Origin of the sequence: Mycobacterium pinniadriaticum (assembly GCF_026242045.1) — a bacterium.
Lineage (GTDB): Bacteria > Actinomycetota > Actinomycetes > Mycobacteriales > Mycobacteriaceae > Mycobacterium > Mycobacterium pinniadriaticum.
Map to the genome: position 1 here is coordinate 1 of NZ_JAPJDO010000063.1, position 20,489 is coordinate 20,489.

General features: G+C 65.9%; 24 protein-coding genes. 11 read left to right on the forward strand and 13 right to left on the reverse strand.

Going from position 1 to position 20,489, the window contains the following annotated elements; genetic code table 11:
- Nucleotides 1-169: 169 nt before the first annotated feature.
- Nucleotides 170-790: a TetR/AcrR family transcriptional regulator gene (locus ORI27_RS31405; RefSeq protein ID WP_266001144.1), complete on the reverse strand. Its 621-nt coding sequence runs from the start codon at nt 788-790 to the stop codon at nt 170-172.
- Between the two features lie 203 nt (nt 791-993).
- Between ORI27_RS31405 and ORI27_RS31410 the strand changes: the two genes are divergently transcribed.
- Nucleotides 994-1,470, forward strand: a complete 477-nt coding sequence (locus ORI27_RS31410; protein ID WP_266001143.1) for an SRPBCC family protein — start codon at nt 994-996, stop codon at nt 1,468-1,470.
- Here the strand turns inward: ORI27_RS31410 and ORI27_RS31415 are convergent.
- The 3 genes from ORI27_RS31415 to ORI27_RS31425 form a co-directional block, all read right to left on the reverse strand.
- Nucleotides 1,460-3,151, reverse strand: a complete 1,692-nt coding sequence (locus ORI27_RS31415; protein ID WP_266001142.1) for a DEAD/DEAH box helicase — start codon at nt 3,149-3,151, stop codon at nt 1,460-1,462. The two genes, ORI27_RS31410 and ORI27_RS31415, sit on opposite strands and share 11 nt — an antisense overlap.
- Before the next feature lie 75 nt (nt 3,152-3,226).
- Nucleotides 3,227-3,715, reverse strand: a complete 489-nt coding sequence (locus ORI27_RS31420) for a cupin domain-containing protein (protein WP_266001141.1) — start codon at nt 3,713-3,715, stop codon at nt 3,227-3,229.
- Between the two features lie 16 nt (nt 3,716-3,731).
- Nucleotides 3,732-4,631, reverse strand: a complete 900-nt coding sequence (locus tag ORI27_RS31425) for an SDR family NAD(P)-dependent oxidoreductase (RefSeq protein ID WP_266001140.1) — start codon at nt 4,629-4,631, stop codon at nt 3,732-3,734.
- Nucleotides 4,632-4,753: 122 nt separating this feature from the next.
- On the opposite strand from ORI27_RS31425, the gene ORI27_RS31430 reads away from it, so the two are divergent.
- A complete protein-coding gene (locus tag ORI27_RS31430) occupies nt 4,754-5,290 on the forward strand; it encodes a TetR/AcrR family transcriptional regulator (protein WP_266001139.1) in 537 nt (178 codons plus the stop codon).
- Between the two features lie 190 nt (nt 5,291-5,480).
- The gene (groL, locus tag ORI27_RS31435; RefSeq protein ID WP_266001136.1) at nt 5,481-7,106 is read left to right on the forward strand and encodes a chaperonin GroEL; all 1,626 of its coding nucleotides are present in this window, start codon (nt 5,481-5,483) and stop codon (nt 7,104-7,106) included.
- Nucleotides 7,107-7,158: 52 nt separating this feature from the next.
- On the opposite strand, the gene ORI27_RS31440 is transcribed toward groL, so the two are convergent.
- Nucleotides 7,159-7,530, reverse strand: coding sequence for a pyridoxamine 5'-phosphate oxidase family protein (locus tag ORI27_RS31440; protein ID WP_266001135.1), 372 nt, complete (start codon nt 7,528-7,530; stop codon nt 7,159-7,161).
- A 275-nt stretch (nt 7,531-7,805) separates the two neighbouring features.
- Here ORI27_RS31440 and ORI27_RS31445 point away from each other — a divergent pair, with 275 nt between their 5' ends.
- Nucleotides 7,806-8,417 carry a hypothetical protein gene (locus tag ORI27_RS31445; RefSeq protein ID WP_266001134.1) on the forward strand — a complete coding sequence of 204 codons (612 nt, stop codon included), beginning with the start codon at nt 7,806-7,808 and terminating at the stop codon, nt 8,415-8,417.
- A gap of 3 nt (nt 8,418-8,420) precedes the next feature.
- On the opposite strand, the gene ORI27_RS31450 is transcribed toward ORI27_RS31445, so the two are convergent.
- Complete coding sequence (locus ORI27_RS31450; RefSeq protein ID WP_266001133.1) at nt 8,421-8,804, reverse strand: pyridoxamine 5'-phosphate oxidase family protein; 384 nt, start codon at nt 8,802-8,804, stop codon at nt 8,421-8,423.
- On the reverse strand, nt 8,801-10,528 hold the full coding sequence (locus ORI27_RS31455; RefSeq protein ID WP_266001132.1) for an N-acyl-D-amino-acid deacylase family protein: 1,728 nt from the start codon (nt 10,526-10,528) through the stop codon (nt 8,801-8,803). The genes ORI27_RS31450 and ORI27_RS31455 overlap by 4 nt, the downstream gene beginning before the upstream one ends.
- A gap of 35 nt (nt 10,529-10,563) precedes the next feature.
- On the opposite strand from ORI27_RS31455, the gene ORI27_RS31460 reads away from it, so the two are divergent.
- The 6 genes from ORI27_RS31460 to ORI27_RS31485 all read left to right on the forward strand — a co-directional run bounded on the left by ORI27_RS31460 (nt 10,564) and on the right by ORI27_RS31485 (nt 15,088).
- A complete protein-coding gene (locus ORI27_RS31460) occupies nt 10,564-10,941 on the forward strand; it encodes a VOC family protein (protein ID WP_266001145.1) in 378 nt (125 codons plus the stop codon).
- A 10-nt stretch (nt 10,942-10,951) separates the two neighbouring features.
- Entirely contained in the window at nt 10,952-11,476 is a 525-nt protein-coding gene (locus ORI27_RS31465; protein ID WP_266001131.1) for a mycothiol transferase, read from the forward strand.
- A 44-nt stretch (nt 11,477-11,520) separates the two neighbouring features.
- A complete protein-coding gene (locus tag ORI27_RS31470) occupies nt 11,521-12,021 on the forward strand; it encodes a phosphatase PAP2 family protein (protein ID WP_266001130.1) in 501 nt (166 codons plus the stop codon).
- 54 nt (nt 12,022-12,075) lie between these two features.
- Nucleotides 12,076-13,299 carry a hypothetical protein gene (locus ORI27_RS31475; protein ID WP_266001129.1) on the forward strand — a complete coding sequence of 408 codons (1,224 nt, stop codon included), beginning with the start codon at nt 12,076-12,078 and terminating at the stop codon, nt 13,297-13,299.
- 63 nt (nt 13,300-13,362) lie between these two features.
- On the forward strand, nt 13,363-14,220 hold the full coding sequence (ppk2, locus tag ORI27_RS31480) for a polyphosphate kinase 2 (protein WP_266001127.1): 858 nt from the start codon (nt 13,363-13,365) through the stop codon (nt 14,218-14,220).
- A gap of 28 nt (nt 14,221-14,248) precedes the next feature.
- Complete coding sequence (locus ORI27_RS31485; RefSeq protein WP_266001125.1) at nt 14,249-15,088, forward strand: hypothetical protein; 840 nt, start codon at nt 14,249-14,251, stop codon at nt 15,086-15,088.
- On the opposite strand, the gene ORI27_RS31490 is transcribed toward ORI27_RS31485, so the two are convergent.
- Nucleotides 15,085-15,981, reverse strand: a complete 897-nt coding sequence (locus tag ORI27_RS31490) for a crotonase/enoyl-CoA hydratase family protein (protein ID WP_266001124.1) — start codon at nt 15,979-15,981, stop codon at nt 15,085-15,087. The genes ORI27_RS31485 and ORI27_RS31490 overlap by 4 nt on opposite strands.
- A gap of 84 nt (nt 15,982-16,065) precedes the next feature.
- Between ORI27_RS31490 and ORI27_RS31495 the strand changes: the two genes are divergently transcribed.
- The gene (locus tag ORI27_RS31495; RefSeq protein ID WP_266001122.1) at nt 16,066-17,115 is read left to right on the forward strand and encodes an NAD(P)H-dependent amine dehydrogenase family protein; all 1,050 of its coding nucleotides are present in this window, start codon (nt 16,066-16,068) and stop codon (nt 17,113-17,115) included.
- Between the two features lies 1 nt (nt 17,116).
- On the opposite strand, the gene ORI27_RS31500 is transcribed toward ORI27_RS31495, so the two are convergent.
- The 5 genes from ORI27_RS31500 to ORI27_RS31520 all read right to left on the reverse strand — a co-directional run.
- The gene (locus tag ORI27_RS31500; protein ID WP_266001120.1) at nt 17,117-17,815 is read right to left on the reverse strand and encodes a hypothetical protein; all 699 of its coding nucleotides are present in this window, start codon (nt 17,813-17,815) and stop codon (nt 17,117-17,119) included.
- On the reverse strand, nt 17,805-18,461 hold the full coding sequence (locus ORI27_RS31505) for a hypothetical protein (RefSeq protein ID WP_266001118.1): 657 nt from the start codon (nt 18,459-18,461) through the stop codon (nt 17,805-17,807). Before ORI27_RS31505 ends, ORI27_RS31500 begins: the two co-directional genes overlap by 11 nt.
- The gene (locus tag ORI27_RS31510; RefSeq protein WP_266001117.1) at nt 18,458-18,793 is read right to left on the reverse strand and encodes a hypothetical protein; all 336 of its coding nucleotides are present in this window, start codon (nt 18,791-18,793) and stop codon (nt 18,458-18,460) included. The genes ORI27_RS31505 and ORI27_RS31510 overlap by 4 nt, the downstream gene beginning before the upstream one ends.
- 68 nt (nt 18,794-18,861) lie before the next feature.
- The gene (locus ORI27_RS31515; protein ID WP_266001116.1) at nt 18,862-19,221 is read right to left on the reverse strand and encodes a hypothetical protein; all 360 of its coding nucleotides are present in this window, start codon (nt 19,219-19,221) and stop codon (nt 18,862-18,864) included.
- Nucleotides 19,222-19,225: 4 nt separating this feature from the next.
- Nucleotides 19,226-20,489, reverse strand: a 1,264-nt coding sequence (locus ORI27_RS31520; RefSeq protein ID WP_456085472.1) for a putative alpha/beta hydrolase, incomplete at its 5' end; no start/stop codon positions are given.

Sequence of the window (20,489 nt, forward strand, 5' to 3'; positions counted from 1 at the left end):
CACCTCCGCGGGTCGGCCCTTGGCTTTCGCAACCTCACCAACTACATCGCCCGATCACTACTGGAAACCGGCGGATTCAAACCCCAACTACACCGTCAATCATGAAGAGCCGGTTTACGCGTGAGCGGGAGACCAGGCCACGCCGTTGGTCGGCGACATGGGAGCGGTCTCAATAGAAGCCGTACAGGGTCTTCTTCCAGATCGTCGCCAGAGCCAGGACCGCGGCGTCGTCGGTGATCTTCGGCTCCCAGTGCGCGAGGTTGGGTTGCAGCACCTCGGTGCTGAACTGCTCGAAAAGTGCCGCGAGAGCCAACGCGATGTCGTGCGCGTTCAGGTCGTCGGCATAGCCGTGTTGCTGAGCGCGCTCGACGGTCGCGGTCACCACGTCGATGCTGAACTGGCGAATTCTGGCTTGTGTCTGCGCGAACCTCGGCTGGGTCGGGGCGAGTTGGTGCACAGCGGCCAGAATCCCGGTTTCTGGTTTGAAGACATCCCAATACCTGGCGACCATGAACTCGAACGCGCGGGTGTCGTGCGGCGATTCCGGCAGTCGGACCTGGGCACCGTACGGGAGCAGGACCTCCTGTAGGAAGGACTCGGCAAGAGTGGCGAGCAGATGCTGCTTGTCGTCGAAGTAGCGGTAGAAGGCGGCAGGTGACTTGCCGGCCAGCGAGGTGATCTCGAGCACGGTTGTCGCGTGAAAACCGCGATCGGCGAACAGCTTCCGGGCCGCGGTTTCCAGGGCGCTGCGGGTCTCCACGCCCTTGGGGCTCAGCGAAGCGGATACCATCAGCGGCCCCGGCGCGGCCGGACCGGTTGGGGACCCCGGCGGATCGCAGTTCTCCCGCCGTTCGCAGGAATCATGACAATCCCCCTGGTTCGACCGGGCACCCCGTTTGCCGCAAACCGCAGCATCTCACGTCCCGGGCCCACGCGCTGGGTTGATGACGATCCTCGCGACGATTTTCGCCCGCCGCGGGGGTCTACCCCGCCATGACCGAAACCATCATTGTGACCAGCACCGTCGACGCACCCGCGGCCGCGGTCTTTTCCGTTCTGGCCGACCCGAACACCCACCCGGACATCGACGGCACCGGCTGGCTGCGGGAATCGCTCGACGGGCAGGAGTTGAGTTCCGTCGGGCAGATCTTCCGGATGGGGATGTACCACGACGGGCATCCCGACAAGAACTACGAGATGGCCAACCAGGTCATCGCGTTCGAGGCCGACCGCGTCATCGCCTGGGCGCCGGGTGGGCTCGCCGAAGACGGCAGCATGGAACTCGGCGGGTGGACATGGCGCTACGACCTCGAACCCCTCGGCGCCGACCAGACCCGCGTCACCCTGACCTACGACTGGTCGAACGTGTCGGCGGAGGTCCGGGAGAACATCCCCTTCCCGCCCTTTCCCCTCTCGCATCTGGACAACTCGCTGGCGAACCTGGCGAAGCTGGCCATCGTCAGGACGTGAGGGCGCGAACCGCCTCGATGCGGGCCTTGAGCTGATCGCTGGTGGCCGCCGCCACCGGCGGGCCACCGCAGACCCGGCGCAGCTCGTTGTGGATCTGGCCGTGCGTCTTGCCGGTACGGTGGTGTGCCAGCGAGACCAGCGCGTTGAGCTCGCGGCGCAGATCCCGCAATTGGCCGTGGGTGGTCAGGCGGGGCACCTCGCCGGTGGCGGTGCGCTTGGTGAGTTGCTCTTCTTGCCTGCGCCGCAGCAGATCTCGCATCGATTCGGCGTCCAGCAGACCAGGGATGCCGAGATAGTCGGCCTCTTCGTCACTGCCTGCCGGTGTCGCCGTCCCGAACGACGACCCGTCAAAGATCACCTGATCGAGCTCGGCGTCGGCGCCGAGGTACTCGATCTTGTTCTCGCCGTCGTCGGGTTCGTTGCGATTCTGCTTGGCCAGCTCCGCGTCGAGTGGATCGTCGTCGAGGCTCTCGCGGTGCGGCTTGCCCAGCACGTGGTTGCGCTGAGCCTCCATCTCGCTGGCGAGCAGCAACAGGTTGGGCACCGAGGGAAGGAAGATGCAGGCGGTCTCGCCGGGCTGCCGCGAGCGCACGAATCGGCCGATCGCCTGAGCGAAGAACAACGGTGTCGATGCGCTGGTGGCGTAGACGCCGACCGCGAGCCGCGGCACGTCGACGCCTTCGGAGACCATGCGCACGGCCACCAGCCAGCGTGAGGTACCCGCCGAGAATTGTGAGATGCGATCCGAGGAGCCCTTGTCATCGGAGAGGACGACGGTGGGTACCTCACCGGTGATCTTCAGCAGCAGGTCCGCGTAGGCGCGGGCGGCGGTCTGGTCGGAGGCGATGATCATGCCGCCCGCGTCGGGGACGTGTTCGCGAAGGCCGCGCAGCCGGATATCGGCCGCCGCGATCACTGCGGGCATCCACTCACCGGCCGGGTTGAGCGCGGTCTTCCAGGCTCGAGCGGTCTGTTCGGCGGTCAGCGGCTCCCCGAGTCGGGCCGCATGCTCCTCGCCGGCGCTGTCGCGCCAGCGGGCTTCGCCGGAGTAGGCCATGAACATGACGGGGCGTACGACGCCGTCGGCCAGCGCGTCGGAATAGCCGTAGGTGTGGTCGGCCTTCGAGTGTTGGAAACCCGCGGAGTCCGGCTCGTAGGTGACGAACGGGATCGCGCTGTCGTCGCTGCGAAACGGGGTTCCGGTCAGCGCCAGCCGTCGCGTCGCGTCGTCGAATGCCTCCCGGATGGCGTCGCCCCACGTTTTGGCGTCACCACCATGATGGATCTCGTCGAAGACGACGAGCGTCTTGCGGTTCTCGGTGCGCACCCGGTGCCGGGTGGGGTGGCTGGCGACCTGGGCGTAGGTGACGACGACGCCGTGGTACTCCGCGGAGGTCTGCGAGTTGGAGTTGGAGAACTTGGGATCCAGGGCGATGCCGTGCCGGGCGGCCGCCTGCGCCCACTGGACTTTGAGGTGTTCGGTCGGAACCACGATGGTGATGGCCTCGACGGTGCCCTCGGCCAGCAGCTCGGCGACGATCCGGAGAGCGAAGGTGGTCTTTCCGGCGCCCGGTGTCGCCACTGCCAGAAAATCGCGTGGCTTGGCGGCCAGATACTTCACCAACGCCCGTCGCTGCCAGCCCCGCAATGCCTGGGTGCTGGGCGCATCCACTGCCCGCACCCGTGGGACTCCTCTCCGGTCGAGATGGACTCTAGCGCAGGCAGATCCGCTGGCGCATATCGATCCGGCGTGTCGTCAGGCGAAGAAGTTGTCGTTGCGGATGAAGAACTCGCGGCGCTCCTCGTCGGTCAGATCGCTGAGCTTGGCCAACCCCTCGAAGTAGTACTCGCGTGGTGCTCCGGGAGCAAACAGCATGAGGATAGAGGCTGGCTCGTCGGCCTCGTTTCGGAAGCCGTGGATGCCACCTGGCGGTACGAAGAGGTAGTCGCCGGTCGTGCCGTCGACCCATTCGGTGCCGTCGTAGAGGCGCATCCGCCCGGAGAGCACGAAGAACGATTCCGACATCGCCTTGTGGAAGTGCGGGCCCGGCCCGCCGGCGGCCGCGGCGATGTCGACGCGGTAGAGCCCGAAGTCGCCGCCGGTGGATTCCTGGCTGGCCAGATAGCTGTACTTCACGCCCCAGCTCTCGTAATCGGGTGGGGTGTCGGCCTTGCGCAACGTGGCGCTGACGTCTCCGTCGCCGTGGTACCGGGGCGGGGGGTAGGGCGGCACATGTAGCGACATGGCCCCATTCTGCTCCTCAGCCGAGTGGGTACACCACGCCCGTGAGTTCTTCGGACACCGCCCACAATCGGCGCTGGACGGCGACGTCGTGCGATCGGCCGTTGGACGAGACCAGTTTCGGGTAACCCCGCATCTGGAGGAATCCGCCGGGTCCGTAGTACTGGCCGCCGCGCACGGTGGGGTCGGTCGCGGCGCGCAGGGTGGGCAGTGCGCCCATCTCCGCGTCCTGCAGGGTCAACGGTGCGAACGCCGCCTGGACCAGCGGGGGCGTATTGCGGGCGAGTTCGGTGCTCGAGCTGCCGGGATGCGCGGCGGTGGCGATCGTGCCGGTACCGGCCAGCCGTCGCTGCAATTCATAGGTGAACAGCAGATTGGCCAACTTGGACTGCCCGTACGCAGCGGTGCGCCCGTAGCGGCGTTCGGACTGCAGATCGTCGAACCGGATGCGGCCGAAGCGGTGGCCGTTGCTGCTGACGGTCACGACGCGGGACCCGGGAACGGGCAGCAGGCGATCCAGCAGCAGACCGGTGAGGGCGAAGTGGCCGAGGTGGTTGGTGCCGAACTGCAACTCGAACCCGTCTTTGGTGCGCTGCTTGGGGGTCATCATCACGCCGGCGTTGTTGATCAGCAGGTCGAGGCGGTCGTGGCGGGTTCGGAGTTCGTCGGCGGCGGTCCGGATGGACTCCAGGGACGTGAGGTCGAGTTCCTGCACGGTGACCTCGGCGCCCGGGTAGCGCCGGACGATGAGGTCGGCGGCGGCCTTGCCCTTGTCGAGGTTGCGTACGGCGAGCACCACGTGCGCGCCCTGGGATGCCAGCGCGCGTGCAGTCTCATAACCCAGCCCGGTGTTGGCGCCGGTGATGACGGCGGTGCGGCCGGTCTGGTCCGGAATGTCGGCGGCGGTCCAGGGGGCCATGCGGATCTCCTCAATTAGAATTACCAAACGGAGCGCGCGCCCCGTTTCTCCGACTATACGGAACGTGCGCCCCGCTTTGTCAACGGGTGAAGAGGTGTGAGGTGGCTCTGAGTTGCCGGCCGATGCGGGCCGACGCGGCGCGCAACCGCGCCCGGGTGCTGCAGGTCGCCTACGAGGTCTTCGCCGAGCAGGGACTGGCGGTGCCGATCGACGAGATCGCCCGGCGGGCCGGCGTGGGCGCGGGCACCGTCTACCGCCACTTCCCCACCAAGGAAGCGTTGTTCGAAGCGGTCATCGGCGAACGGGTGCGCACGGTGGTGGAGCGCGGACGGGAGCTTCTGGCCGCGGAACCCTCGACCGCGCTGTTCGAATTCCTCCGCGAGATGGTGCGGGTCGGTGCGGCCGACCATGGGATGGTCGAGGCGCTGGCGAGTTACGGGATCGACCTCGACTCCGCAGCGCCGGGGGCGGAGGCGGAATTTCTCGGCGTGCTGGGCGAGATGCTGGCCGCGGCGCAGCAGGCCGGCACCGCCCGCGCCGACGTGGGTGTCGCCGAACTGAAGGCGCTGCTGGTGGTGTGCAAGAACGGGCAGGCGTACGGCGACGAGGTCGCCGACCGGATCACCGACGTCATCGTGGCCGGATTGCGCGGCGGGTGAACGCCTGTGATTGTTCTTGCACTCGCCTAGGTCGAGTGCTAAGAATGTGGTTGGCACTCGCGACCGGCGAGTGCTAGGTCGGGACGGTGAGGCCGGGGCCGCGTACGCGCGGAGCACTCTCCAGCCGTCCGTCGCGGGCACTGCACCCGACCGTAGACGTGCCATCCCCAACCGGAGGATTCACTTCGCAATGTCCAAGATCATTGCTTACGACGAAGAGGCACGCCGCGGCCTCGAGCGGGGCCTCAACGCCCTCGCTGACGCGGTAAAGGTGACGCTGGGCCCCAAGGGCCGCAACGTCGTCCTGGAGAAGAAGTGGGGCGCCCCCACGATCACCAACGACGGTGTGTCCATCGCCAAGGAGATCGAACTCGAGGACCCCTACGAGAAGATCGGCGCTGAGCTGGTCAAAGAGGTCGCCAAGAAGACCGACGACGTCGCGGGTGACGGCACCACCACCGCCACCGTCCTGGCTCAGGCACTGGTTCGCGAAGGTCTGCGCAACGTGGCCGCCGGCGCCAACCCGCTCGGCCTGAAGCGCGGCATCGAGAAGGCCGTCGAGAAGATCACCGAGACGCTGCTGAAGAGCGCCAAGGAGGTCGAGACCAAGGACCAGATCGCGGCCACCGCCGGGATCTCCGCGGGCGACCAGACCATCGGTGACCTGATCGCCGAGGCCATGGACAAGGTCGGCAACGAGGGTGTTATCACCGTCGAGGAGTCCAACACCTTCGGCCTGCAGCTGGAGCTCACCGAAGGTATGCGCTTCGACAAGGGCTACATCTCGGGTTACTTCGTGACCGACGCCGAGCGCCAGGAAGCGGTCCTCGAGGATCCCTACATCCTGCTGGTGTCGTCGAAGGTGTCGACCGTCAAGGACCTGCTTCCCCTGCTGGAGAAGGTCATCCAGTCCGGCAAGCCGCTGCTGATCATCGCCGAGGACGTCGAGGGCGAGGCCCTGTCCACCCTGGTGGTCAACAAGATCCGCGGCACCTTCAAGTCCGTCGCCGTCAAGGCCCCGGGCTTCGGTGACCGCCGCAAGGCCATGCTGCAGGACATCGCGATCCTGACCGGCGGCCAGGTCGTCAGCGAGGAGGTCGGCCTGTCGCTCGAGACCGCCGACATTTCGCTGCTGGGCCAGGCCCGCAAGATCGTCGTCACCAAGGACGAGACCACCATCGTCGAGGGCGCCGGTGATTCCGACGCCATCGCCGGCCGGGTGGCCCAGATCCGTGCCGAGATCGAGAACAGCGACTCCGACTACGACCGTGAGAAGCTGCAGGAGCGCCTGGCCAAGCTGGCCGGCGGTGTTGCGGTGATCAAGGCCGGAGCTGCCACCGAGGTGGAGCTCAAGGAGCGCAAGCACCGCATCGAGGATGCCGTGCGCAACGCCAAGGCCGCCGTCGAGGAGGGCATCGTCGCCGGTGGTGGCGTGGCTCTGCTGCAGTCGGCCCCGGCCCTCGACGAGCTGTCGCTTTCCGGTGACGAGGCCACCGGTGCCAACATCGTCAAGGTTGCGCTGTCGGCTCCGCTGAAGCAGATCGCCTTCAACGCGGGCCTCGAGCCCGGCGTTGTCGCCGAGAAGGTCACCAACTCTGCACAGGGGACCGGCCTGAACGCCGCCACTGGCGAGTACGAGGACCTGCTCAAGGCCGGCGTTGCCGACCCGGTGAAGGTCACTCGCTCGGCGCTGCAGAACGCGGCGTCCATCGCGGCGCTGTTCCTCACCACCGAGGCCGTCGTCGCCGACAAGCCGGAGAAGGCCGCCGCACCCGCCGGCGACCCGACCGGTGGCATGGGCGGTATGGACTTCTAAGTCTGTCCAACGGGAAAGCCCGGCCTGCTGTGCAGGCCGGGCTTTTTCGTGTCTACCCGTCGAGCGGTATGCAGTCGTCGCCGCAAACGGACGCGGTCGTGATATTCGGCCGCGCCGGCCGGTGCAGCACGGCGCGGTGGGGGACGACGCGCAGAGAATCGTCGGTAAGCTCCCCGCGGCCGTCGACGATCAGGCTGTAGCCGCCGGGTTGCGACGGCGGCCACAACACCGTTGCATCGGGGTGGCCGCAGATATTTCGCCGCGTGCTATTGCCAACCTCCCCGACATCGAGGACACCGTCGCGCAGTACCGGGGCGATCGAGACGGTGTGCGCCTGGTAGTCGTCACCGACGGTGATCAGATAGCCGAAGGGATAGTCGGCCAGCGTCACCGCGAGCTGGCTGAGGTCCACTTTGACGCTCATGAGCTGGATCCTATTGCGCCGAACGTGCGGGTTTTCGGTGTTCAGGGGCCAAATCATCGACGAAAACCTGCACGCTCGGTGCAGCTGGGGATGGACGTATTCCTGTGACGGACGGTTCGTCAAGGGCGAGGGACATCATCGTCTGGCCAACGGGAAAGCACGGCTCCCCCCAGGGATCGGGCTTTCCGCCTCGGTGTCGGAGAATCTTCACAGGCGGGAGGCAATGCACTAGCGTCCGATGAGAACCAGCAGCCGGCTAGCGAGAGATTCGACCGATGCCTTGGTACGACTGGGTCCTGTGGGCTGGCATGGCCTACATGTTCGTCGGGACCGACTTCTCCCTGAATTGGCTTGGTGGCGTGGCCTTCGGGCGCCGTGTGCACCGACGCTCGAGGAATCCCTTCGAAACCATCTACTGGTACGTGTGGGCGCGTGATGATCCCAGCGTGCGCGGTGAGAAGGTGGTGGGGGATCCGTCGATCCTGCCGCCGTGGATCACCAATCTGTGCATCATCAATGCCGTCTTCACCTGCATGGTGGAGTTGTTCCTGCTGATCGGGATGTTGCAGACGCCGCGCCCCAGCTGGATCTTCGTCCCCGCGTTGCTCTTTCCGGCGCGTGCGGTCATCGAGATGATCTACGGCTCGCAGATCATCTGGGGCCCGGCCCGGATCCGCGGCAGCGCGCTGGCGAACTATCTCGTCATCGGCCTGGTGCCCCAGGTGCTGCTGCCATGTCTGGTGGCATGGCGGTTCTCCGGGCTGGGCCTCGGCTGGATTCCGGGACTGCTGTTCGTCGGCACCCCGGTGCTGATCATGCTGTGGACGTGGGCCGTCTACCGGCGCAATCCCATTCCCGCGCTCGCCGACGAAGCCGGCGCCGGCTGACGCTCACCGGTTGTCGAGGGGCACGCAGTCGTCGACGCAACCGGTCGCCGACGGCGGCGAGTCCGGAGTTGCCCTGCGGTGCAGAACCGCGCGGCCCGGCACCACCTGGAAGGTGGCGTCCGTCTCGCCCAGCCGGGCCCGTCCGTCGACGATCAGCGTGTATCCGCCCCGCTGACCGGGTGGCCAGATCAACGTGACCGTGTCGTGCAACGCCACATTGGCGCGCGTGTGGCCGCCCACCGGGCCGACATCGATCACGCCCTCTGACAGGGTCGGGTCGACCGCCACAGTGTGCGCGTGATGGTCCGCACCGACCGTGACCAGATAGGCGAACGTGAAGTCGTCCAACGTCCCGGCGAGCCGGTCGAGGTCCACCCGCACGCTCATGACATCACCGGGGCCGGCTGGCGCCCGCGGATCAGCTTGCCCGGTCGCGCCGCGGTGGGCACACCGTTTTCCGCGATCACCTCACCGGCGACGATCGTCGCCACGTACCCGTCGGCGGTCTGGTCCAACCGCCGCCCGCCCGCGGGCAGGTCCGACTTGACCGTCGGCTGATGCAACCGCAGCGCATCGGCGTCGATCACGTTGAGGTCGGCCTTGTAACCCACTGCGAGCTGGCCGCGGTCGGCCAGTCCGGCGATGCGGGCGGGCACCGACGTCAGCTCCTGGATCACCCGTTGCACCGAGAGGCGCCCGGATTCCCGATCGCGCACCCAGTGCGTCAGCATGTAGGTGGGAAAGCTTGCGTCGCAGATCATTCCGTAATGCGCACCGCCGTCGCCGAGTCCGAGGACGACGTCGTCGCGCTGGATCAGCTCCGCCACGGTGTCCAGCGAGTTGTCGCGGAAGTTGGCCAGCGTGACCAGCAGCATGGCGTGGCCGTCGTCGTCGAGCAGGTGGTCGTAGGCCTCCTCGAGTGGACTGACGCCGCGCGCGCGGGCCCGCGCGCCGATCGAATCCTCGGCCGCGGGTTCGTAGTTCGGCGGATCGCCCAGCGGGTACATGTAGTCCCACGCCTGGGCGGCGAACATCAGCGGATGCCCGTCGCTGGCCGGCTTGTCGTTCAGAATACGTTCCCGCACTTCGGGCTTGCGCATCTCGGCCACGCGCTCGGCCAGCGGCAGATCGGCGATCTCCCGGTACGCCGGGTACATGATGAACGGGTTGCCGGACAGGTCCAGGCCGAGTACCAGTCCGATCGGCCGCGGGAAAATCTGACCTGTGACGTTGCCGCCGTTTTCATTGGCTTTCTCGACCATGCGCAGTGCGTCGAGGTGGATCGGTGGGCCCGCGTTGCCGATCGCGAGCGTGAACGTCACGGGCAGGCCCACTTCCGAGGCGACGTCGAACACCGCGCTCAGTGCGCCCTGGTAATCGCCGGCCATCAGATCCGGCACGAACTGCAGCAGGCCCCCGCCGGCGTCGTCGACCCCCCGGGCGATCGCCTCGATCTCCGCGTACTCTGCCTCGTAGCTCGGAATTGGTTGTCCTCCAGCGGTTTTATGCAAGGTGAGACGCGACGATGCGAAGCCCAGCGCACCGGCGCGAATCGCTTCCTCGGCCAGCTTGCGCATCATCGCCAGGTCCTCAGCAGTGGGGAGCTCGCGGTCGACCCCGCGCTGACCCATGACGTACACGCGCAGCGGCGAGTGTGGCAGGAACGCGGCGACATCAATATCCCTTTGTCGCGTCGCTAAAGCGTCGAGGAACTCGGGGAAGGTCTCCCACGTCCACGGCAGTCCGTCGACCATCACCACGCCGGGGATGTCCTCGACGCCGGCCATGACATCGACGAGTACGTCGTGGTCGTCGGGGCGGCACGGCGCGAACCCGACTCCGCAGTTGCCCATCATTGCCGTCGTCACGCCATGGGCCGACGAGGGCGTCATTCGGTCCGACCAGATCGCCTGCCCGTCGTAGTGGGTATGCAGGTCGACGAAACCGGGGGTGACGAGCAGTCCGGTGGCGTCGATCTCCCGAGTTCCTGTCCCCGAAACCGTGCCGACCGCGACGGTGACACCGTCGGACACGGCGACGTCGCCGCGGTAGGGCTCGCCGCCCAGACCGTCGACGATGGTGCCGTTTCGGATGACCAAGTCGTAACTCATGGGCTCAGGTTACGTCGGCTGCCAAGATGGACGTTGTGATCGATCACATCGGAATCAACTGCAGCGATTGGGTCAAGTCCCAAGAGTTCTACGACCACGTTCTGGGTGTGCTGGGCTACACGCGGCAGATGGACTTCGGCGTCGCGATCGGCTACGGGAGCCAGGGCAAGCCATCCTTCTGGATCGCCGATGCCTCGGCCGGTGACGCGTCCGGCCCCAACCGCGAGGTGCACATCGCGTTCGCGGCCAAGGATGCCGAGGCGGTGCAGGCCTTCTTCCACACCGCCCTGGCGCTGGGGGTCGAGCCATTGCACGCGCCGCGGTTGTGGCCCGAGTATCACCCCGGCTACTACGGCGCCTTTGTCCGTGACCCCGACGGCAACAATGTCGAAGCGGTTTTCCACGGCGCGTAGCGTCAGGCCCATGACTGACTCGCTCTCCGACGCACAAGCCGCACGCGAACTGCTGCGGGACTGCTTCACCCGCATCATCGAACACGTCAACGACCTCACCGATGATCTGACCGACGAAGTCGCGTTCTTCCGGCCGACTGCGACGGCCAACAGCATCGCCTGGCTGATCTGGCACAGCGCACGCATCCAGGACGCCCAGCTCGCCGACATCGCCGGAACCGATCAGGTGTGGTTCGCCGGGGGCTGGGTGGACCGCTTCGGTCTGGACCTGCCGCGCGACGCGCACGGCTATGGGCACACCCCCGAGGAGGTGGGCAAGGTCCGGCCGTCCGCCGATCTGCTGGCCGGCTACTACCACGCCGTGCACAAGGTGACGTTGGAATACATCGCCAGCGTCACCACCGACGAGCTCGCCCGCGTGGTCGACACGAATTGGAATCCGCCGGTGACGGCGAGCATCCGGCTGGTCAGCATCATCGACGACTGTGCGCAGCACCTCGGCCAGGCGGCGTACGTGCGGGGTATCGCCCGCTGACCACCAACGCGGTCCGGTGGTGGCCGCCGATCGGCTTGACGGCAATGGTGCTGCTCGGCTGGGCGGTGGGCACCGGGTCGACGCCGATCGACGACTGGTTCCAGCGCGCGCACGGCAGCGCACTCGGCCGGCTGCTGTTCTTCACAGATCAGCGCACGGTTGCGGTGATCCTGTTGGGTGCGCTGCTGGTGGCCGCCTATCGGCGACGCTGGCTGCTGGTTGTTCTTGTCGTGGCAACTCCTGTTGTCGCCGTGTGGCTTTCGCAATTGTTGAAGAACTGGTTCGGCCGGGAGAAGGGTGGCGACGTTGCATACCCCAGCGGGCACACAACGCTGATGGTGGTCGCGCTGGGCATGGTCATCCTGGTGGTGGGGGCACGGCTGTACCTTGTGGCGGCGACGATCGTCTGGGCGCTGCTGGGCATGCTCGGCCAGGCGGTCACCTACCACTACTTCACCGATGCTGTCGGTGGCCTGCTGCTGGGCAGCGCATTGGCCTGTGCGGCCGCGGCGGCGCTTCCATCCCGATTATTGACGGGTATGTAACACCGTGCGATGCTCCCAGGCGACTGCCACGCCTTTGACACTCGGGGGGATCACATGTTCGTTGCTTCGCGTCCGCGTACGAAACTTGCCGCGGCGCTACTGGCCGCCGGGGTGATAGCCACCGCCCCGGCAGTCGTCGGTGCCACACCGGAAACACTGCCCACATTCAGCGGCGATGGCGTGCGCAATGCGTCGTTCGTCACCGATGCTCTGTACAGCTTCGGCGACGTCGTGTCCGCAGCTGTTTCCGCCGTCGAGATCGGAACGGACCTCGCACTGGGACTCAACTACTACTGGGACGACACCGATTTCGGCTATGGAGTTCCGATCAACCCGGTGTTCTGGGCAGCGGCCTTCGTCGACAATCCCGGCAGCGCGCTGAGCTATCTGCTGCAGACATACCTCAATCCGTCCGACAACTATGTCGACCCCTCCAACCCCATGACTTACTACTACGCGTATCCCTGGTATGTGAAGGCCGACGTACTCACGCCCCTGGTCAATGTGTTGCCCGCCTCGCTGGCGACGGCCATCAACGACGCCATCAACAACGTCGCCGACGGGATCAACGACGCCTTCACCAACCTGCCTGATCCGACTGCGGCCATCGATTCCGTGTGGTTGCAGTACAACACCCCGATCGGGCGACTGATCTATGCCGCGCAAGATGCCATCGCACTACCGGTCACGCTGAGCGTGGCCGTCGCGTACTACCTGGCCTATCTGCCCGCCGATGTTGAAGCGACCGTCGAGTCCGCCATCCAGAATCCGGCGGACATACCCGGGCTGGTGAGTCACCTGATCTACGGCGCCTTGGATCCGAACCTGTACGACGGGTTGCTCGGAACGCTGACATACAACCTCGTCAAGCCGCTCTTCTTCTTACCCTCACCGATCGGCGAGTCCGGGTTCGGTATGCAGGACGGCCTGGCTTATTCCGCCTATTCGGGCTTTGTCAGCGCCGTCTCCGGGTTGCTGAGCAACCTACCCGCCCCGATCACGCCGACGCCGTTCCCCGCCGCGGCTGTGTCGGCCTCCGCTGCGGGTCAGAGCAACGACGCTGCCGCGCCGGAGAATTCGGCAGCCGACGACTCCGGGCAAGCCCCGAAAGCACATGCGCAAGGGCAGTCGGCCCGCAAGGCCGTCCACCCCACGCGGTCATCGGCCGCGGACAAGCATCCGAGTTCGGTGAAGTCCGGCACCGCCAAGAAGACCAAGGGCAATTCGACCGGGGGCAAGGGCGGATCCGCGCGGGCCAAGGCGCACCGCACCGCCTGATCGAGGACCCCGCGTTCACCGAGGTGTCACCGTGGGTTTCCCTGTCGCTGCTAATTTCCGCGCGTGTCACTCGAAACCCATGGCTACTCGATCTACGACGACGACGATGACGATCCGGTGCTGCTCGACGCCGCGGGGCTGGCCGTCGATACCTGGCGGGAGAATTACCCGTACGACGAACGGTTGTCACGCAACGAGTACGAGGAGCAGAAGCGTCTGCTGCAGATCGAGTTGCTGAAGCTGCAGAAGTGGAGCCAGGCGCACGGACTGCGGCACGTCATCGTGTTCGAGGGGCGTGACGCGGCGGGTAAGGGCGGCACGATCAAGCGTTTCATGGAGCATCTCAACCCGAGGGGGGCTCGGGTCGTCGCACTGGAGAAGCCCACCGAGAAGGAGACCACCCAGTGGTACTTCCAGCGCTACGTCAACCACCTGCCCGCGGCCGGGGAGATCGTGATGTTCGACCGGTCCTGGTACAACCGCGCCGGTGTCGAGCGCGTGATGGGGTACTGCACGCCCAAGCAGCACGCCGAGTTCATCCGCCAGGCACCGCTGTTCGAGCAGATGCTGGTCAATGACGGCATCAGCCTGACCAAGCTGTGGTTCTCGGTCTCGTCGAGTGAGCAGCGCACCCGCTTCACCATCCGCCAGGTCGACCCGGTGCGGCAGTGGAAGCTGTCGCCGACGGATCTGGCGTCGCTGGACAAGTGGGACGACTACACCTCGGCCAAGGAAGACATGTTCGCCTGGACGGACACCGAGGTCGCGCCGTGGACCGTCATCAAAAGCAACGACAAGAAACGCGCGCGGATCAACGCGATGCGCCACGTGCTGAGTAAGTTCAACTACGACAACAAAGACCATGAGGTGGTCGGCCTGCCCGACCCGTTGATCGTGGGCCGCGCGACTCACTCCGACTGACTTGGCGCGTCCCCGCGGAGGAGGACGTGTGCGGTTCGCGGCGACGCTGCTGATGTGGCTCGTCACGACGATTCTGCTGGCGGTCGCCCTGCCCGCGGCCTGGGTGCAGCAGCATCTGGTTGATGCCGACGGCTACGCGGCACTGGCGCAGAAGGCGGCCGCCGATCCCGGGCTGCAGTCAGCGATGGCGTCGGAGTTGACGACGCAGGTGGCCCGGCTGGGGACCGGGGTGAACACCGGGACCGTGAGTCTGGTCGCTGCGACCTACACGTCGAGCTTGTCCTTTCCCGGTCAGTTCGCCCAGGCCAACCGCTTCGCGCACCGGTGGTTGTTCACCGACTCGATACGCTCCAGCGTCGACGCGCAGGGCCGCTGGGTGATCGATTTCGCGCCGATGTTGTCCGATGCCGCGTTCCAGGAGACACTCAGCGACTACGACATCACGGTACCGACATCGGTGCCAATCCCGTTGACGGACAACGCACCTTCGGTGTTGCGGCCCGGGGCGCTGCGGCCGGTGGCCGCCTACGGGCCGTGGGTCAGCGTCGGGTTGGCCGTGGTTGCCGGAATGTTCGCGCTGCTGACGCTGTTCATCGCCCGGAGCCGGGGCAAGATGCTGGTGGCCTTGGGTGTGTCGGCGCTGCTGGTCGGCGCCGCCGGCTGGGCCGCCATCGAATTCGGCCGGCGACGGCTGAACACCGTCCTCGACAGTTCGTCCGGCGACATCCGGCGGGTCGCCGAGGTCATGGTTGGCACCGCGGCGAACAGCATGCACCAATGGCTCAACATCACCCTGGTGGTCGGTGGCGGCTTGGTGATCATCGGGGTGATCGTGTCGCTGCTGGTCAGTTTGGCCAAGAGTAATTAGGGCTCGATCACGTGTGACGGGTCTGGCCTGCGTCCGGGCGGAGCCTGGCTGTAGTCACCCCATGGTCCGTCCCGGCGTTCGACGGCCGCACGGACCCCCTGTGTTTCCGCTGTGCCGATGAAGTCGAGCGCTTCGGGGGTGTTGCGCATGAGCCCGTCGAGGATGCCGCCCAGGGTCTGGGTGCTGGCCAAGCCCATGTTCTCGTAGGCCTGGTTGACGATCAGCTTCTGAGCCTGTAACTGCGACAGCGGGATTCGTGCCAGATCAGCGGCGATCTCGGCGACTCGCGCCTCCAGCCGCTCGAACGGCACGGCCTCGTTGATGAGCTCGATCTCGGCGGCTTCCACGCCGGTGAGTGGCCGTCCGGTCAGCGAGTGCCACTTCGCCTTGCTGAAGCTGAGCCGATACAGCCACATCCCGGACAGGTAGGCACCCCACATCCGGCTGTACGGCGTGCCGATCACCGCGTCCTCGCTGGCGATGACCAGATCGGCGCACAACGCGTAGTCGCTGGCACCGCCCACACACCAGCCGTGTACCTGCGCGATCACCGGCTTGGAGGCCCGCCAGATGGCCATGAACTTACTCGTCGGGCCGGTCGCGCGGCCGCTCACCATCGCGAAGTCCTTGCCGGGATCCCACCGGCCGTCGGTCATCATCGATTCACCCCAGTGCTGGAATCCGCCGCCGAAGTCGTAGCCGCCGGAGAAGGCCCGCCCCGCGCCGCGCAGCACGATGACCTTGACCGACGGGTCATGTTCGGCAAGCCCGATGGCGGCCTCCACCTCGTCGGGCATCGGCGGGACGATGGTGTTGAGGTGCTCGGGGCGGTTCAGGGTGATAGTGGCGACCGGGCCATCGGTGGCATAGAGGACGGTTTCGAATTCGGGCATAACGGCAGTGAAGTGAATTCCGGGCCGCCGGTCAAGAAGCTTCAATTGAAGGTATTACCGCATGCCTTACAGTACGATCGCCTGGTGCGGCGAGTCATCCAGTGGGCCACCGGTTCGGTGGGTAAGCATGCTGTTGCGGCGGTTCACCACCATCCCGACCTCGAGTTGGCCGGGGCGCTGGTCTACAGCGACGCCAAAGCGGGCCGCGACGTCGGCGAGATTGCCGGAATCGGACCGATCGGCGTGCAGGCCACGAAGGATCCCGACGAAATCGTCGCCCTGGACGCCGACTGCGTGCTGTACATGCCGCAGGGCGAAATGAACCCGATGGGCGCGGTCGACGACATCTGCCGGCTGCTGGCGTCGGGCAAGAATGTGATCTCGACAGCGGTCACGGCGCTGATCTATCCGCTCAGCATGGGCGGTGAGGTCGCGGATCGGCTGACGTCGGCGTGCCTGGCGGGCGGCTCTTCGTTTCACGGCACCGGTATCGAGCCGGGCTGGGCCGCCGAAGTGTTGCCGCTGACGATGTCGGGTTTGTTCGCCCACATCGACTCGCTGCGGGTGCAGGAGTTGATGGACTACACGACGTATGGCAGCGCAATGATGCTGTTCGACATCATGGGCTTCGGCAAGCGGCCCGACGAGCCCGTACCGATGGCCGATGCGGCGTTGGCAGGTGTGACGTTCCGCGCCCCGCTGATGCTGCTGGCCGAAGGGCTGGGTGCGACAGTCGACGACTTCGTCTACCACCGTGAGACTGCGCTCGCCGCTGAATCATTCGGTATCAAGGCGGGGCGGGTGGAGGCGGGAACCGTCGCAGCGCAGCGCTTCGGCTACACGGCGGTGGTCAACGGACGGCCCGCGATGACCGTTGAGCACATCACCCGGCTCGGCGACGAGCAGGCCCCGGAGTGGCCGACCGGGCGGGGGTGGAAGGTCACCGTCGAGGGGGAGCCGTCGATGGTGCTGGAATCCAAGATCGCCACTCACGGCGAGGACGAGACCGATCAGGGCTGCCTGGGCACGGCCATGCATGCGGTGCATGCGATTTCGCCGGTATGCGCCGCGGCTCCCGGGATCCGGACCTTTCTGGACCTGCCGATGATCACCGGCAGGCATGTGTTGGGCTGATTCACTCGTCGTCTTCTTTGGCGTAGTGCGGGGCGACCGGGTCCCGTAGTCCGTATCCCATCGGTCTCTTGGTGCCGATTCGGTATCCGACGAGATAGAGCACCGGTGGCAGAAAGGCCATCGAAATCGACAGTGCCGTCGCGACAGTCGCTTGTAGGTTTTGCCCCCGCGCCTTAGGAAGCTTCCGGGTTGCGTCGTCGATTCCGCGCACGAGGGCTCCGAGGCAGATCAGCCCTGCAGCGGGAAGGGTCTTCGCGTCCCAGCCGGCCACCGCACCGCCGAACCCGAGGAAGCCGATGATGGCGACGAATAGCCACCACGCCTTGGGTGCGGTGACCCGCCCGGGGTAGCTGTCGCGCGGCGGGGCCGATGGCGGTTCAGCGGCGTTGTCGTCGGTCGGGTCGGGCGCGCTGTCCTGCATGGAGAACGCGTGATTGCGGCCCCGGATCCTGATGTAGGGCGTCTTGAAATATGCCTGCAAGACCGTGATGAAGGTGATCCCCACGGCGGCGATGACGACCGCCTTCCATCCTCGGGCTGCAACGCTGAGTGAGATGAAGGAGCCGCCGAGCAGTGAGCCGAACCAATACACCCAGCGCTCGATTTGGCGATCCTTGACGAACGCGGTGCCGACCCAGGCCCCGACGAGTACTGCGCCGCCGGTGAAAAGCAGCCAGTTCGACCAGGTTTCAAGAGTCACGGTCGATGTAGGGATCGGGTGTGCTGTCGTCACCGGTTGGTGCCGGAGTGGTCAGGTAGTACGCGGCGAAGTACACCACAACTGGCCACAGAAGTACCGGGATCAACGACAGCACCATGACTGCGAATGGAACATAGCGCCCGCGTGCGATCGGAAAGTGATCTTTCCGGTCGAGGTGACCGACTACCGCGAGCAGGGCGGCGACCAATGCCCCACCCATAATGCCAACTGGTGCAAACCATCCGATGGCCCAGGCGAAGCCTCCCGTCATGACGCTCAGGGCTGCCACGGTCCACCACATACTGGGAGCTGTGACACGGTCCACGTAACTGTCGGGTGGTGGAGGTGGCACATCAGGGTCTTCGCGAGCATCGCTGATCCAGAACGTCCACACGCGGCCGCCGATTTTGATGAAGGGGGTGAAGTAGAAGGCGTACAAGGCCGCAGTCAGGACGCATGCGGCAACGGTCAGCGTCGAGGCGGTAGCGCCACGGTGGGAAACGTAGAGCGCAAAGAGAATTGCGGCACCACACCACCCGCTCCAAAACACACGCCGCTTCCATTTCACGTTGAGGGGCAACATGACCGCGGAGACGCCAATGAATCCTGCGGTCAGGCCCGCGGCGAAGAGCGGGCGGTCAATCACTCGGTTTCCTGGGGCGCCAATGTGGGCGGCCGGTCGGGTCGGTCGTAGGCAAAGGCTCCGTAGATGCGACGATTAATCTTGATGAAGTTGGCCCAGAAGCCGGCGACGGCGAATAGGCCGAGTGCTGTCATGACCGAAACAAATAACCCACCTTGCCAATACGGCAACTGGGACCAGAACAACGACACCGTGACGATCGCGCAGCCTGTCCACCAAACGCGGCGCTTGATCGAATCGGGCGATAGAGTGGCCGATTTCCACAGTGGAAACATGCTGAGGATCGTTCCCGCGGCAAAGGCGATAAGGGCCGTCCAGCCGAACACATGCTGCATTCCTACCAACACTTTCCACCACCTCCTGCCATGCCGATTCTGCCCCAAGGTCTTCGCGACCTAGGCCGTCAGCCGCGCCATTGCTCATCTTCGGACTCCAGCGCAGGTGGGCGATCTGGGCGGCGGAGGAAGTCGAAGGCCGCATAGATCTTGCCGCCGACCTTGAGATGGTTCGAACGGAGAAATGCGATCGCGACCAATGCCAGCCCACATGCCACCGCGCCGAAAAGACCGCGGGACCAATTCGGTAGCTGGGACAGAAGCAGCAGGATGCACCCGGCGGCACATCCAATCCAGTAGAAGCGGCGCTCGATCGAATCCGGTGAAAGTGTGCGGGATTTCCACGGCGCACGGGTGCTGCCGAGTAGACCGAGTCCGACTGCGGCGAATGCCAGCCAGACCAACAACAGGTTGCTCTGCGTGGTCACCTTCTCACCAACTCTTTCCCCCGCCTCCGGCGTATGACGGGTCGAAAAGACCGCCGATCCCGCCTCCAACGTGTTCGCCCAATTTGCCGCACACGATTGCCCCGACAACCGCGACCGCCGCCGCTGTCCATGGTCCGGTGAACATCGCAGCGCCTGTGCCAGCCGCCCAGGCTCCGCCGGCACCCCCCAGGACAGATCCCGTTGCTGCACCGAGATCCTCATTACTTCCGCCCTGGGCCCAGTCATTCACGGCCAGTCCGAGTTGAATCGCGTCCCCAACCTTGCTGATGCGTCCTGCGATCCTGCTCAGCGCGCGGGCATCCTCGGCGGACAGGACGCTGGGTACCGCATGCCGTCCTCCAGGAACGCTATCGCCATACCGTTCGACGCCTGTCATCGTCAGACCGCCGTACTTAGCGAGGTTCTTGACTACTTCAGCCGCTCCCTCCGGCGACATTCCCTGACCGACCAGGGCCTTGACGGCCTGCTGTACCGCTGTGGCCCGCCCAAATTGCTCGCCCTCGTCCAACGTCTGTGTCGCTTGGTCGGCCGTCATCGGTGGCAGGCCGTACAGTCCTTGCTCGAGTTGTCGTTGCAGGTCGAGTCGGCCGCGGGCACGCGTCCGGGCATCCCCACCCAGGATCGGGTCTTTGGGCAGGGGGCCGACGAAGTGGGCCATGCGGAAATCGTCGAGGCGTTCACCGGCCAGCCGGCGGGCTTCGGCGTCGGCGGCAGGGTTTGTGACGGTGGCGAAGTCGCGCAATCGTGCTGCGGCGTCGGCCTTGTCCTGGGTCATCGGGCCGCCGCTGTTGACCAGGGCCTCGTCCTTGGCCCGCTGGTTGGCGTCGTAGTAATCCGTGGATTGCTGCCCGCGCTGCTCGGAGCCCGGTTCGCCGTCACCGTCGACATCCTCAATCGGCGCCGGGTCGTAACCGTGTTCGGCGCGCAGATCGGTCGACGACGCCTCCAGCTTGGCGCCGTAATCGTCACGCAAACCCTCGACCTGACCCAGCACCCCGGCGGTCACCGCGATCGCATCGTCCTCCAGCGCCGAGGTGTCCTGATCGTGGGCCAATGCCTGATCGATCAACGCGTCGAGGTAATGCAGCTGGGTGTTGAGGTTGTCCACCTGCATCCCGGAAAACCGCTGGGCCTCAGCCAGGTTCGCCGCGATACCGGACAGATCGGCACCGATCGCGGGCAACTGGTCACGCTGGACCAGCAACCGGGTCGTCGCGCGCTGAACCTCGGCACTGTCATTGATCGGA